12 protein-coding genes are annotated in these 14,301 nt (G+C 63.1%); 9 read left to right on the plus strand and 3 right to left on the minus strand.

The genetic code is table 11. From position 1 onward, the window contains the following. Positions 1 to 18: 18 nt before the first annotated feature. The 3 genes from ABDZ98_RS06925 to ABDZ98_RS06935 all read left to right on the plus strand — a co-directional run bounded on the left by ABDZ98_RS06925 (position 19) and on the right by ABDZ98_RS06935 (position 2,325). A complete protein-coding gene (locus ABDZ98_RS06925) occupies positions 19 to 945 on the plus strand; it encodes an alpha/beta fold hydrolase (protein WP_237437378.1) in 927 nt (308 codons plus the stop codon). Positions 946 to 1,057: 112 nt separating this feature from the next. Continuing rightward, on the plus strand, positions 1,058 to 1,690 hold the full coding sequence (locus ABDZ98_RS06930; RefSeq protein WP_237437377.1) for a class I SAM-dependent methyltransferase: 633 nt from the start codon (positions 1,058 to 1,060) through the stop codon (positions 1,688 to 1,690). A gap of 8 nt (positions 1,691 to 1,698) precedes the next feature. Then, a complete protein-coding gene (locus ABDZ98_RS06935) occupies positions 1,699 to 2,325 on the plus strand; it encodes a DUF962 domain-containing protein (RefSeq protein ID WP_237437376.1) in 627 nt (208 codons plus the stop codon). A 22-nt stretch (positions 2,326 to 2,347) separates the two neighbouring features. On the opposite strand, the gene ABDZ98_RS06940 is transcribed toward ABDZ98_RS06935, so the two are convergent. Further along, positions 2,348 to 4,018 (minus strand): aminotransferase class III-fold pyridoxal phosphate-dependent enzyme, encoded by a 1,671-nt coding sequence (locus ABDZ98_RS06940; RefSeq protein WP_337190154.1) that lies wholly within the window; start codon positions 4,016 to 4,018, stop codon positions 2,348 to 2,350. A gap of 35 nt (positions 4,019 to 4,053) precedes the next feature. On the opposite strand from ABDZ98_RS06940, the gene asd reads away from it, so the two are divergent. From asd to ABDZ98_RS06955, 3 genes are all read left to right on the plus strand, one after another. Next, positions 4,054 to 4,950 (plus strand): archaetidylserine decarboxylase, encoded by an 897-nt coding sequence (gene asd / locus ABDZ98_RS06945; protein WP_160589977.1) that lies wholly within the window; start codon positions 4,054 to 4,056, stop codon positions 4,948 to 4,950. 161 nt (positions 4,951 to 5,111) lie between these two features. Continuing rightward, positions 5,112 to 7,421 carry an AAA family ATPase gene (locus ABDZ98_RS06950; protein ID WP_160589976.1) on the plus strand — a complete coding sequence of 770 codons (2,310 nt, stop codon included), beginning with the start codon at positions 5,112 to 5,114 and terminating at the stop codon, positions 7,419 to 7,421. Positions 7,422 to 7,432: 11 nt separating this feature from the next. Continuing rightward, complete coding sequence (locus ABDZ98_RS06955; protein ID WP_160589975.1) at positions 7,433 to 8,338, plus strand: HNH endonuclease family protein; 906 nt, start codon at positions 7,433 to 7,435, stop codon at positions 8,336 to 8,338. A gap of 40 nt (positions 8,339 to 8,378) precedes the next feature. Here the strand turns inward: ABDZ98_RS06955 and ABDZ98_RS06960 are convergent, their stop codons facing one another. After that, positions 8,379 to 9,914, minus strand: a complete 1,536-nt coding sequence (locus tag ABDZ98_RS06960) for an alpha/beta hydrolase family protein (RefSeq protein ID WP_160589974.1) — start codon at positions 9,912 to 9,914, stop codon at positions 8,379 to 8,381. Positions 9,915 to 10,085: 171 nt separating this feature from the next. Here ABDZ98_RS06960 and pobA point away from each other — a divergent pair, with 171 nt between their 5' ends. The 3 genes from pobA (at position 10,086) to ABDZ98_RS06975 (ending at position 13,850) form a co-directional block, all read left to right on the plus strand. Then, positions 10,086 to 11,255, plus strand: coding sequence for a 4-hydroxybenzoate 3-monooxygenase (gene pobA / locus ABDZ98_RS06965; protein ID WP_160589973.1), 1,170 nt, complete (start codon positions 10,086 to 10,088; stop codon positions 11,253 to 11,255). Between the two features lie 107 nt (positions 11,256 to 11,362). Then, positions 11,363 to 12,265 (plus strand): alpha/beta hydrolase, encoded by a 903-nt coding sequence (locus ABDZ98_RS06970; RefSeq protein ID WP_160589972.1) that lies wholly within the window; start codon positions 11,363 to 11,365, stop codon positions 12,263 to 12,265. Next, positions 12,258 to 13,850: a flavin-containing monooxygenase gene (locus ABDZ98_RS06975; protein WP_160589971.1), complete on the plus strand. Its 1,593-nt coding sequence runs from the start codon at positions 12,258 to 12,260 to the stop codon at positions 13,848 to 13,850. Before ABDZ98_RS06970 ends, ABDZ98_RS06975 begins: the two co-directional genes overlap by 8 nt. Before the next feature lie 43 nt (positions 13,851 to 13,893). On the opposite strand, the gene ABDZ98_RS06980 is transcribed toward ABDZ98_RS06975, so the two are convergent. After that, entirely contained in the window at positions 13,894 to 14,037 is a 144-nt protein-coding gene (locus ABDZ98_RS06980) for a hypothetical protein (protein ID WP_160589970.1), read from the minus strand. Positions 14,038 to 14,301 lie beyond the last annotated feature (264 nt).

Genomic DNA, 14,301 nt, shown 5'->3' on the forward strand with positions numbered 1-14,301 from the left:
AGATAAGTGGCGAACATAATGCCCCGCCACACAGTATTCCCGCGCCGGATACTTCCAGAAGCCATGTCGGTTACGCCATGGCTGGCTGATGACGGGTGGAGTTTGCGCAGTTTTTCGCTGCCCGCGCAGGCACCCTTGCCAAAAGGAAACATCTTGTTTCTGGGCGGGCGGGCCGATTTCTTCGAGAAATATCTGGAGCCGGTGCAGACGTGGAGCGCGGCAGGCTGGCAGGTGTCCGGCTTTGACTGGCGCGGGCAGGGCGGGTCCGGGCAAACCCACGCGGACGGCTGTTGCCACATGCCCGATTTCGGCCTTTTCCTGTCCGACCTTGAAGGCTTTGCCGCGCAGTGGATGGAACGATCCAGCGGCCCGCATGTCGTGATCGGCCATTCAATGGGCGCACATGTGGTGCTGCGCGCAGTGGCAGAGAGGCGAATCCAGCCCGATGGCATCATCCTGTCTTCGCCCATGCTGGGGATCAGGGCCGGACCGCTTGGCCAGCGCACCATCGGCCTGGCGGGGCAGCTGGGCCGGGTTCCCATGCTGAGCAGCAAGCCGGTGTGGGGCAAGAAAACGCCCACTCCGCGCCAGCACATCACCACCTGCCCCGATCGTCATGCAGACAAATTATGGTGGAAGGCGAAGCAGCCGGAACTGGCGCGCGGCGGCCCTACGTGGGGCTGGCTGGCGGGAGCTGTCGCATCGCTGGAAGCGTGTGAGCGGCAATTGCGGCGAAGGCCGATGGTGCTGCCGTGCATGATGCTGTGCGCCAGAAGTGACCTGGTGGTGGACAATCGCGCGATCAATCGGCTGGCCGCCTGTCTTCCGCGCCTCAGCCGTCATGAAATTTTCGGTGCGGGCCATGAATTGTTGCGCGAACGTGACCGCCCGCGCGGCGAGGCGATGGCGCTTATCGCCCGATTTTGCGAAGAAATCCGCAGCTGAGAACGCCGCCGCGCGCCCTTGCGGACACATCTCTGTCCCGGGTCTGTAGCAGGCATGCAATATTCGCAACGCATCTGCCCTGATGAAGAGGGAGCAATTTGCACTTATGACAATGCAAACGGCAGGTGTGGCGGCAGCATATGATCGCTGGGCACCGATTTACGATCTGGTTTTCGGCGGAGTCTTCGCCACTGGCAGGCGCGAGGCTGTGGTTGCGGCCGAGCAGGTTGGCCAGCGCATCCTTGAGGTGGGGATCGGCACCGGCATATCCCTGCCGCATTACCGTGCCGACAGCCGGCTGACCGGGGTCGATATCTCCCAATCCATGCTCGCCAAGGCCGAAAAGCGCGCCGCCCGGCTGGGCCTTTGCAACATTGACAGGCTGGCGGCGATGGATGCCGAGCGCATGCAATTCGCCGACGATGAATTCGATGTGGTGGTGGCGCAATATGTCGTCACCTCCGTGCCTGACCCGGAGGCCGCTCTCGACGAATTCCTGCGTGTGGTGAAACCCGGCGGCCAGATCATCATCACCACCCGCATAGGCGCCGGGCATGGCCTGCGCGGCAGCATCGAAAAGGCGCTGATGCCGGTCACCAGCAAGCTGGGCTGGCGCACCGAATTTCCCTGGAAGCGATATCAGGAATGGGCGGCGCGCAATTCCGGCGTGCGCCTGATCGAGCGGCGCGATCTGCCTCCGCTCGGCCATTTTTCGCTCCTCCGTTACGAAAAGATCGAAGGTTGAGACATCTCATGCACATTCGTGAAGACAGCAGACTGGCGCATTTTCGGGACCATTTGCGCGAACAGCGGTGGGACGATCACCGCTATTACCATCACAATCTGGTCAACCAGAGCCTGCACTTCGTCAGCGCGATAACCTTTCTGGTCGCCTATGTGATCGTGTGGCGCGATCCGTGGCTGGCGGCGCTGCTGGGCTGGGGCATTTCGATGACCAGCCGCCAGGCGGGCCACTTCTTTTTCGAGCCGCATGACTATGATCAGGTCAATGATTGCAGCCATGAATACAAGGAAGAGATCAAGGTCGGTTACAACCTTGCGCGCAAGGTGGTGCTGATGGGGTTGTGGGCGTTCAGCCCGGTGCTGCTGCTGGCCAATCCATCGCTGTTCGGACTGGTTACGCCGCATGCCGGACTGATGAGTTTCCTGGAGAACCTTGGCATGATGTGGCTGGCGCTGGGCGTGGGCGGACTGGTGTTCCGCACGGTGCAATTGTTCTTCATCCGCGATGTGGAGACGGGTCTGGTCTGGGCGACCAAGATCCTGACCGACCCGTTCAACGATTTTCGCCTCTATTGCCGTGCACCGGGCCAGCTGGCGCGGCGCGCGGCAGCATGGCGGCCCGGCAAGGCCAGTTGATCCCGGCTCAGCCGAATTTGGTTTAGGCGGAGCGGCCCAGCACGTGGCCGATCATTTCGTTCCTCAGCCGGCGACGGATCGCCTTGTCGCCCGCCTCGCCTTCGCTGGCGCGCCACCACCAGCCGCCGCTCTGCATCTGCTGCACAGCGGCGAGGAAGCGGCGCTCGACCTCGGCGAAGTCATCATCGGTATAGGCCAGGCTGAAGATGAAGCGGCCCGATCCCACCCAGCTCAGCGCCAGTCCCTGCGCGCGCAGATAGAATTGCAGCATCCAGTGATAACGGCCCGCCTGCGTGAAACAGACCATCCATATGGTGCCCAGATTGTTGATCCGAACCGGGTATCCGCCAGCCTCCAGCTGCGCGTTGAGGCTGTCGGCGCGGTCATTCCAGCGCGCGTCCAGCCCGTCATACAGCGCCATGCCCGTGGGCGTTTCCATGTACCGCAGGAAGGCGTCCATCGCGCCCATCACATAGGGGTGGGAATTGAACGTGCCGCGGGCAAAGCAGATGTCGGCGGGCTTGTCCTCGCGGTAACGCTTCATCAGGGCGGCACGCCCGCACACCACGCCCACCGGCAGTCCGCCGCCCAGCGTCTTGCCATAGGTGACCATGTCGGGCGTGACGCCGAAATATTCGCATGCCCCGCGCTGCGCCAGGCGGAAGCCGGTGAACACCTCATCCATGATCAGCACGATCCCGGCCTTGTTGCAGGTGTGTTGCAGGCGGGCGAGCCATGCGGCGTAATCGGCGCGCGATACGCTGGCCTGCTTGCGGCCTGTCACCAGCGTGGAATCGCCCGGCGCATTGCTGTTGGGATGCATTGCCTGCAACGGATTGACCAGCACGCAGGCGATATCCCGGCGCGTTGCCAGCACCTTAAGCGCCGCCTCGCTCATGTCTGCCAGCGTCAGCGTGTTGTCTGCCGGAACGGGATTGCCGATGCCCGGCTGCACATCGCCCCACCACCCGTGATAGGCCCCGGCAAAGCGCACCACGCGGGCACGGCCGGTGTGATAGCGTGCCAGCCGCACCGCCTGCATCACCGCTTCGGTGCCGGACATGTGGAAGGACACCGCATCCAGCCCGGAAATTTCCTTCAGCCGCGCCACATTATCCAGCACCAGCGGGTGCAGGCCGGACAGGGTCGGGCCAAGATCGGCGGTGCTGGCAATCCCCTGCGCCACCAGATCGCGGTACGCATCCACGCCCAGCAGATTGACGCCATAGGAGCCGGTCAGGTCGTAAAACGCATTGCCGTCCAGATCGGTCAGCTTCACGCCGGACGATGCCTGATAGAACGATCCGGAAGACAGATGCCGCCGCACCAGCGCGCTGAACTGGAATGGCACGCGGTAAGTGCTGGTGAAGTCCACATCGGGGATGCTGTGCGCCGCCTGTGCGCTCATCTCGGCAGATTTTGGGAAGCGAGCGCGATAGGTGTCCGCCAGCGCGGCAAATGCTTCCTGCCGCTGTGCCGCCACATCGGCAGGCGCATCATCGGCGTTGGCAAAATTGCCCTCGTCAAAGGCATAGTGCGGGATCAGCCGCGCCGCGCGCTTGGCCATGCGGACATGGCCGACCAGCCCCTTGTGCTTGGCGGCGGAGAGCTGGAGGCGGCGGCGGGCGGGGCGCAATGTCACCAGCGCCGCCGCACTGCCCAGCAAGGCCCAGCCAATCGAAGATATCTTCACAAATGCTCCTTCACATTCAGCCCGGGAAGCCCGCCATGAGTCTGCGATCCGCCATCAAGCGCCTGACCGCGCAGGAGGATCTCAACTTCCTCCTCACCAACTGCATCCCGCGCCATGCCGCGACCCGCTTCATGGGCTGGTTCAGCAAGCGCGAACATCCGCTGGTGCGGCTGCCCTCGATCGCCCTTTGGCAATTGTTTTGTGACGTCGATCTGACACACGCGGAGAAAGCGCGATTTTCCAGCCTGCACGATGCTTTCACCCGCAGGCTGAAGCCCGGCGCGCGGGCGTTTGTGGACGATCCCGCCGTGCTGGCGTCCCCGTGCGATGCCATCGTCGGCGCAACTGGAACGGTCACGGCGGGGCAGGCGCACCAGATCAAGGGCTTCGATTATGAACTGGCCGAATTGCTGGGCGATGCGGCGCTGGCAAGCGAGTTTGAGGGCGGGCAGTTCGTCACCCTGCGGCTGACAGCGGGCATGTATCACCGCTTCCACGCGCCCGCCGATCTGGTGGTGGAGCAGGTGCGTTATATCTCCGGCGATACGTGGAATGTGAACCCGGTGGCGCTCAAACGGGTGGAGCGGCTTTATTGCCGCAATGAACGCGCGCCGATCAGCGTGCGGCTGGCCGGGCGGCTGGCTGGCCCCCTTGCCGCTGGCGACCGGCTGCTGCTGGTGCCGGTGGCGGCGATACTGGTGGCGAGCATCCGCCTGCCCTTCCTCGATCCCATCCGCAATGTGCGCGATAGCGTGGCGGGCGTGTGGCAAGGCGCATTCGCCTTTTCACGCGGGCAGGAGATGGGCTGGTTCGAACATGGCTCCACCATAGTCGTGTTCGCCCCGCCGCATTACCGGCTGGCCGATGGCATAATCGAGGGCGCGGTGATCGAAGCGGGCTACGCGCTGATGACCAGCACGGGCAAGGATTGAAGTCGGCAGCGAAAGCCCGTTTCTCACCCCGGCAATCAAATAATGCGCGGTTTTACTTAACCGTCACAAATCGCCCTGGCGCTATACTTCAAACTTGCAGCCTCGCGATTGAGGCGTAACCTGCACGGTGACCGCAATTCACGCCAGAGGCAGGATCACCCATGCGCTTTTTCGACCGCAGTCAGATGGAACGGCCCAAGATGCTCGATTCTACTCGGGTGCGGGCGGCGCTGGATGAGGTCATGAGCTATCTCGGGCTGGAAGATCAGAAGATGATCAGTCAGCGGCGCATGCGGATCGATACCGATCTTCTGAACCATCCCGATATCACCGGCGCGGTGTTTGAGGGCTTCGGCGAGATATGCGCCTATTGTGAAACGCCCGCCAGCACATCGGGCCTGGGCGTGGGTCATCACCGCCCGCTGGGCGGGGCCGCCGATGAGAGCGGGGCGACCAGCCAGCTGCATTATGTGTGGCTGGCCTATGAGTGGGAGAACCTGCTGCCCGTTTGCGCTGCCTGTAATCGCCACAAGGGCAATCGTTTCTGGGTTATGGGCGAGCGGGGACGGCTGCGGGCGTCGATCCGTGAATTGCGCGGCGATGGTGAAAACAGCAGATCGCTCACCTCATCAATGGTCGGGGACCCGGTGCGGATGGAGCATGCCCTGCTGCTGGACCCTACCTTCGATGGCATAGCGGACGAGCTGCAATTCCTTCCCGGTGGAACGGCCTTTGCGGCGGGCAAGCGCGGTGCAGCCACGATTGAAATGCTGGGCCTCAACCGCGCGGACCTTGTCTCCGCGCGCAAGCAGGCCATGCGCTTCATGGCATCGATCCTGCTCAAGGATCTGGAGCATGTCGAAGCCATTCCCACGGGCGCTGAACACGGCTGGGCTTCTTATCTCATCGGCTTCGACAATTCGCTGATCCTGCCGCATCGCGGGGCGGTGACGCTGGCGTTGATGCGGCAGGCGAACGAATGGCTTCCGGGCAACTCTACCCTGCCGGTGATGCTGGGGCTGCTGGAAAAGCTGGAGGGGTCCGAACGTTACGACCTGCTCCGCCCGTTCCTTGAAGATGAGGCGCAGACAGGCTCAACCGCTCCGCCGCCGCCCGCACCGGCCAAGCGCCCCAGAAAGCCCTCGCGCACCGTCCGCAAGCAGGACCTGCCCGCCGCGGAACTGCCGCTGGAGAAGGTCACCATCAGCAATTTCAAGGCGCTGGCGGGGATCGAATTCGAACTGCCCAGCCAGACGCAGGATTTGCGCCGCGTTCCGTGCATGCTGATCCTGGGCGAGAACGCCACGGGCAAAAGCTCCGTCCTGGAAGCGATTGCCATGGCGCTGCTGGGCACGGGCGAAGTGGCTGAGCTGGACAAGCTGCTGGACGATGAGACGATCACCCCGTCCGAATTCCAGCACCGGCCCGATTTCGATAACTGGGATGTGCTGGCCACGGACCCGTTGCAGGTGTCCGTCTCCTTCCTGGGGCAGGAGCAGGGCGCCTATCTGGAGGGCGGCGGCAAGCAGTGCCATTTCGGCGGCAGCCTGGCCCCGTCCAAGATATTGCTCGCCTATGGGCCGCGCCGGTTCTTCGTGAAGAGGACCTCCCGCCGATACCGCGCGCCAGCATGGCGGGTGCGATCGCTGTTCGATCCGATGATGGTGATCCCCAATCCCATCCAGTGGCTGCTGGAACTGGATGACGAGAAGAAATTCGATGCCGCCGTGCGCGCGCTGCGAGTGGTGCTGATGCTGGATGATGACGCCAAGATCTTGCGCGACGGGGAGCGTATCCTGATCGATACGCCGCAGGGCAGCACACCGCTTTCCAAGATGTCCGTCGGTTACAAATCCATCGTCGCCCTGTCAGTCGATATCATCCGTGAGCTGTTCCACCATTACGATAATCTGGAGGATGCCCACGGCGTGGTGCTGGTGGATGAGATCGAAACGCACCTCCACCCGCGCTGGAAAATGCAGATCGTCGGCCTGTTGCGAGAGGCCTTTCCCAAGGTGCAGTTCATCCTCACCACGCACGATCCGCTGTGCCTGCGCGGCATGCAGCAGGGTGAGGTGTTCGTGCTCCAGCGCAATGAGGACAACGCCCGGGTGGAGACGCTGGAGGAGTTGCCCAATGTGCAGGGCATGCGCGCCGAACAGATCCTCACGTCCGAATTCTTCGGCCTGGGCTCCACCGATCCGGAAACCGACGCCAAGGTGGAGCGCTATCATTTCCTCGCCAAGAAAGTGGGCCGCACCGCCGCCGAGGAGGATGAGCGCAAGACACTGGTTGCGCAGATCGACAAGCGCATGATGGTTGGCACCACGATGGAGGAGCAGGTCAATGCTGCGGCGCTGTCGGTGATATCCGAAGGGACCGAGATCGATACCCTGCCGCTCGCACCGGTACGGGACGGTGATCGCAAGCGCATGATGAAGCAGGCCCTGTCTGGGCTGCTGTCGGATTAGGGGCGCGCGCAGTGATCAGGATCGAACGCGAACCCACCCCCGCCGTGCTCGACTTTGGCGATGCGGAAAGTCCCGCCGCCAGGGAGCGGCAGGCAATCGTCGATTATCTGGCGGCCGAGGGAAAGCTTCCCAAATCGCCGAAGTTCGAGGTCTATGCCCACGCCCAGGTGAAAGACGTGCTGATCGCCATGCATCACGGAAAATGCGCCTATTGCGAGATTTTGACGAGCGGCGGCTTTGACGGCGATGTGGAGCATTACCGGCCCAAGAAGGGCATCACCGATGCGGACAAGGCGGGGGTGGAGCATCCCGGTTACTGGTGGCTGGCGATGGCGTGGGAGAACCTGCTGCTGAGCTGCCAGCACTGCAACCAGTCTCGCCGTCAGCTGATCCACCAGGCCGGCCTGTCCGAAGCCGATATCGAACGCGAGCTGCGCGAAAAGAAGCTCAGGACCACCGGCAAGAAAAACCGCTTTCCCGTTGAAAACAATGCCTGGGTGCTGGATTTCCAGGCCGATATGGCGGGCGAACATCCGCTGCTGCTCAATCCGTGCGATACCGATCCTGAAGACCTGTTCGAGTGGGAGTTCGAGCGCTCCATATCCACCGTCAAACCGCGCGGCGGCGATCCGCGGGCGGAGGCGACCATCGAGATTCTGGGCCTCAACCGCCGCTTCCTGACAGAGGCGCGGGTGACGGTGCTCAATGGCCTGCGGCTCAAGCGCAAGAAGATCATCGACCGGCTCAACCGCGTCTCCGCCATGGAAGATGAGCAACTCGCCGCTGAACTGATGCAGACCGTGGTGGAGGATATGCTGGAGGTGAAGCAGGCGTGCAGCGCGGAAAATCCCTTCGCCGGTCTGGCGCGCGCTTTCCGCCGCAAATTGCAGGGCGAGATTGAGGCGATGCTGGCCTGAGGTGCGCCAGTTCCCCGCCAGTTCCCCGCCAGTTCCCGGATCAGTTCTCCTTCAGCGCCAGCGCATCCCTCAGCGCCTGGATATGGGCGGGGACGTGTGCCGCATCCCCGGTTTTCGCAGCGTCCATGTTCCAGTAGAGCAAATGCGTGAACCAGCGCTTCTTGCGGTCTTGCGGCGTACCGCCAGCGGTAGGAAGCACGGCAATATCCCTGATGCCGCTGACGGGCTTTTCCGTCTCGCCCGCGTCCAGCCCGAATATATCCGCCACAGGCCCGGAAACGATATCGCCGCCCACCACGCCGCGCAGGGGAGAGAAGATATTGGTCCAGCGGGTGAAGGCGAACAGCGCGGCGTGGTGCGGCACGCGCGGGGCTTCCAGATCGTGGGTAACACCTTCGCCCTTCACCTTGCCGGTGCGATAGGTGAAATGCAGTTTCTTGGTGGTGCCGTCATATTCCATCACCGGCGGGCAGGCGGGCAGCACGCGCTTGTCCTTGGCCTTTGAAACCGCCGCGCGGTCTTTTTCCATCAGGAATTCGGCGTGGGTGAGGGGTGATCCCATGGTCACGAAATCGCTGACGATCCACGGATTGCCCAAGGCGTTGAGCTCGCGGCGGCACAGCGCCTGCAATTTGCGGAATTCATCGAGATCGAAGTTGCCACCTGCCCGCGCGCTGCGGATCATCTCCTCCATCTGCGCGCGGCGGGGCTGGCGGAAGCCTTTCAGCTTTTCGGGATCGATCCGGTCATTGTGCCGGCCAAAGGCGTGGGTCAGGATATCGTAGCCCACGATGGTGCCCAGCGAATGGCCAACCACGATGATCCTGTCGTACCGGCTTTTGCCAGCCGATCCATCCTCTCCCACACCCATCAGTTCTTCCAGCAGGCGCACGCCATTCTCGCGGATTGCCTGGCGAATGGCGATGTTGCGGGGCTGGGCGCGGACATAGCGCGCCACATCGCCGACATGGCTGATCATGACCTTGATGATGAAGGCGCCAATCCCGCTCAGGACTGCCCAGACGAATGCCGTCATCCACCCCGGCCAGGATTGCACCCCGGCGGCGAGGCGGAATATCCAGTCGATTGCCGCAATGCCGGTCATTTGCGGGTCGATGGGCGTATCGCTGATTGCCATGCCGGCCAGGATCGATATCGCCACGAAGCCCAGCGTGATCACCCACATTAACAGCCACGCCGGGATCAGGCCGCGCGGCACATTGGTGAACGGATTGCGCCACATCAGGCCAAACAGCCAGTCCTTGACCATCTCGAAGCTGGTGCCGGTAACCTGATGCGCCCAGTAATATTCGAAAAAGTCGAACCGCCGCTGCGAATGGCCCGATCCGCGCGATTCGGTGGTGATCAGTCGCAGTTCGAAACTGCGATTGCGCTCATCAGGTTTGCTCCACGCGGCGTTTTCCTGCCGTGGCTTGCCAGTTCTGGGATCGACGCGGCTGGGTGTAATCAGCGACATGTCGCGGCTCCACACAGTATCGACAAAGCCGGAAAGTGTTTCCATCGGGATCTGTTCACCAATACCGTGAATCAGGATTATCGCTGTTCTATTGGCCACAGATGTCTCCCCCGTTCGAATCAGCACGCTGACCGTGAATTATTACCAGACTTCGCCGCGCCGCTCCAATCGCGGCGGTTGATCGGCGCTCCTCCTGCATCGGGCTGGACATTGGCGCCGCGGGCGGACACATCGTCAGTCAATCTGGAACAGGCAGCTATCAGGCAGGACATGAAAACACAGGTTTGCATCATCGGGGCGGGTCCGGCGGGACTTTTGCTGGGCCATTTGCTGCGGGCAGAGGGCGTGGACTGCGTTATCCTGGAACGGCGAACGCCAGACTATGTGCTCAGCCGCATCCGCGCAGGCGTGCTGGAAAACATCACCGTATCGTTGATGGAACGGCTTGGGCTGGACGCCCGGCTGAAGGCGGAGGGCCTGCCGCACGATGGCTTCAACCTGGCCGATGGCGAGCGGCTGATCCGCATCGATATCAAGGCCCTGACCGGCCAGCAGGTGGTGGTTTATGGCCAGACTGAGCTGACCCAGGACCTGATGGACGCCGCCGAAGCGCGCGATCTGCAGGTGATCTATGAAGCCGCTGATACCGCGCTGCACGATGTGGAAAGCGATGCGCCCTATGTCACCTACAACAAGGGCGACACGCCCCAGCGTATCGATTGCCGCATCATTGTGGGCTGTGATGGCTTTTATGGCCCCACCCGCCAGGCCATCCCCGCATCCGCCGGGCAGGAGTATGAGCGGGTCTATCCCTTTGGCTGGCTGGGCATCCTGGCCGATGTGCCGCCGTGCAACCATGAACTTATCTATGCCAATCATGAGCGCGGCTTTGCCCTGGCCAGCATGCGCAGCCCCACGCGCAGCCGCTATTACATCGACGTGCCGCTGACGGAGCGGGTGGAAAACTGGAGCGATGACCGGCTGTGGGATGAGCTGGCGATCCGCCTTGGCCCCGAAGCGGCGGCCAATATGACGCGCGGACCGGCGCTGGAAAAAAGCATCGCCCCGCTGCGATCCTATGTGTTTGCGCCGATGCGGCATGGTTCGCTGATGCTGTGCGGCGATGCGGCGCATATCGTGCCGCCAACGGGCGCCAAGGGCCTGAACCTTGCCGCCAGCGACGTGCATTATGCCGCCGCTGCGCTGACCAGCTTCTTCAAGGCCAATGATGCCGATGCCATTGCGGCCTATTCGGACACGGCGCTGGCGCGGGTGTGGAAGTGCGAACGGTTCAGCTGGTCGCTGACCAAGCTGATGCACCGTTTTCCCGACGATGGCCCCTTTGAACGCGCCATGCAGGTGGCAGAGCTGGACTACATCGCCACCAGCGTGGCAGCGCAGACCAGCATTGCGGAAAACTACGTGGGGTTGCCCGTCTGACAAACACCATCGCGGCCACCATCGCGGCAGACTTCCCACACAGGCTCAATCGCGTATGATCCTCTCCAGACGGGCCAGCAAGGCCCGCGACATGGGGAGGATAAGGCATGGCGAGCGAAGCCTTGCAGGAACTGATTGCAGGCATGCGAGCGGGCGGACCGGATTTTTCCGGCGATCTGTCCAGGGCGCGTGACGAATTCGAGGCCTTGCTGGCCACCATGCCGGTGGACGCCGGCTTTTCCTTCAATGACGTGCAGCTGGGCGGCGTGGCCGCACTGCACTGCAAGACCGGCCCGGCGCGCGCTGGTGCGCTACTCTATCTGCATGGCGGGGCCTTTGTTTCGGGCAGCGCGCAGGGGTATCGCGGGCTGGCGGCCAATGTCGGTCAGGCAGCGGGCCTGCCCACCTATGCGCTGGATTACCGGCTGGCGCCCGAACACCCTTTTCCCGCCGCCATCGATGATGCGCTGACGGCCTATCGCGCGCTGCTGAGCAGCGGGATGAAGGCGGACAGGATCGTGATCGCGGGCGATTCCGCGGGCGGCGGTCTGGCGTTGTCGCTGCTGGTGAAGCTGCGCGAAGAAGGGCTGGAAATGCCTGCGGCCGCCTATCTGCTTTCCCCGTGGGCGGATCTTTCCTGCAGCGGAGGCAGCATGCAGAGCAAGGCTCAGGCCGATCCCGCGCTGACCGAAAAGGGGCTGCATATCGCGGCAGGCCAGTATCTTGCCGGAACGCCCGTCGGCGATCCGCTGGCATCACCCGCCCACGCCGATCTGTCAGGCCTGCCGCCACTGCTGGTGCAGGTCGGTTCGGCGGAGATATTGCTCGATGATGCGGTGATGGTGGCGTCCCGGGCCGGGGCGGCGGGCACGCATGTGCAGTTGGAGATATGGCCGGACATGCCGCATGTCTGGCAAAGCTTCGCCTTCATGCTGGATGAAGGGCGCGCCGCGCTGGACGCAGCAGGTGCCTTCATGCGCAACCACACTTCGGGAGCCAGCCATGCCTGATTCTGCGAAGCTGGATGCGCTGATCGTAGGGGCGGGATTTTCGGGCCTCTACATGCTGCACAAATTGCGGCAGGAGGGCTTTTCGGCGCAGGTGGTGGAGGCCGGATCGGGCGTGGGCGGGACGTGGTTCTGGAACCGCTATCCCGGCGCGCGCTGCGATATTCCCAGCCTCGAATATTCCTATTCCTTCGATCCGCAGCTGGAGCAGGAGTGGGAATGGACAGAGCGCTATGCCGCGCAGGGGGAAATCCTCTCCTACCTCGATCATGTTGCCGACCGCTACGATCTGCGGCGGGACATCGCATTCGACACCCGCGTCACCGCCGCGCACTGGGACGAAGCAACATCGCGCTGGCAGGTGGAGACGGACACCGGCGGCAGCTTTGACGTGCAGTTCCTGATCCTGGCCACCGGCGCGCTTTCCGAACCGAAAATGCCCGACCTGCCCGGTCTGGAGAAGTTCGAAGGCAAGGTGCTGCACACGGCCAAGTGGGACGATAGCGTGGACCTGAAGGGCAAGACCGTCTGCCATTTCGGCACCGGCTCCTCGGGCATTCAGGCGGTGGCGGCGATGAGCGAATATGTCGGCCATCTCACCGTATTCCAGCGCACGCCCAGCTATGCCGTTCCGGCCAATAACCGACCGCTCGAAGATGGCGAGCAGGAGGCGGCCAAGGCCACCTACCGCGAAAAGCGCGACGTGGCGCGCCATTCACCGCTGGGCTTCGCCGCCCCGCCCATGCCCGGCAGCGCCAAGACGTTTGCACCCGCCGCGCTGAAGGAACGGCTGGAACAGGCCTGGAATGCCGGCACCACCGGACTTCTCAATGCTTTCGAGGACCTGTTGTTTGATGAAACATCGAACGAACTGGCGGCGAAATTCGCGCGCGGCAAGATTGCCGATGCGGTGCGCGATCCCGATGATGCGCGCAAGCTGACCCCGGACTATCCGCTGGGATCGCGGCGGCTGTGCAGCGAAATCGGCTTTTACGATGCGCTCAACAGGGACAATGTCGAACTGGTCGATGTGCGCGAGGAAAAGGTGGTCGATATCACCGCCCATGCGGTGATCACGGACAAGGCCAGCTATGCCGCCGATGCCATCGTGCTGGCCACCGGCTTCGATGCCTGCGTCGGCGCCGTCCTGGCGATCGACATCCGGGGCCGGGGCGGCCAGCAGATTGGCGAGGAATGGGCCAATGGGCCGCGCGCCTTCCTGGGCCTGACCGTGTCCGGCTTTCCCAACATGTTTGCCATCACCGGGCCGGGCAGCCCGTCTGTGCTGTCCAACGTGGTCGTCTCCATCGAACAGCATGTGGAATGGGTAGCGCGCTGTCTTTGCGATATGCGCGCCAGCGGCAAGCGGGTGATCGAAGCCGATGCCGATGCCGAGCAGGAATGGATGCGCCATGTGGACGAAGTGGCGCAGACCACGCTCTTCCCGCGTGCGGACAGCTGGTACAAGGGCCGCACCCGCGATGGGCGCGATGTGTTCATGCCCTATGTCGGCGGTGTGGGCGCGTACCGGGCAAAGTGCGATGAAATTGCCGCTGCCGGATATGAGGGCTTTGCGCTTAGCAGTTAGGGCCGGATGGCCATGTCAGGACAGCAAGGTCGGCCCTGCATGTTCAGCCCTGCATGTTCATGGCCAGGATCGCCACCGCGCCGGCAAGGCCAAGCAGCGCGAGGGCGATTCGCGCCTTGTCGATCCGGCCATCCTCGCTTTGTGGCGGAGAATCAGCGATTTCACGATGTGCGCGCCGGTCCCTCATCGTCGCAAGCTCCCCGTTAGGAAGCGCGCAGACTGCCAAATAGCACCGGCAAGTCAAGTCAGGCCCGGTTCAGCCCACCAAGGCGGGTCGAACCTTGATCACGCAGGTGGAAGTACCGTGTCGATACAGGGTTATCTTGTCAGTCCCGGAAAGCTTCCTATTTGGCTTCCAACACCCCTTAAACCGCCGTCGGGCCTGCTGGACCTTGCGTCCCGCACAGGCACGTCACAGCCTTCCGCCGTTACCGGCGCAGCATGGAGAACT

It is taken from the genome of Alteraurantiacibacter aestuarii (genome assembly GCF_039523595.1).
Taxonomy (GTDB): domain Bacteria; phylum Pseudomonadota; class Alphaproteobacteria; order Sphingomonadales; family Sphingomonadaceae; genus Alteraurantiacibacter; species Alteraurantiacibacter aestuarii.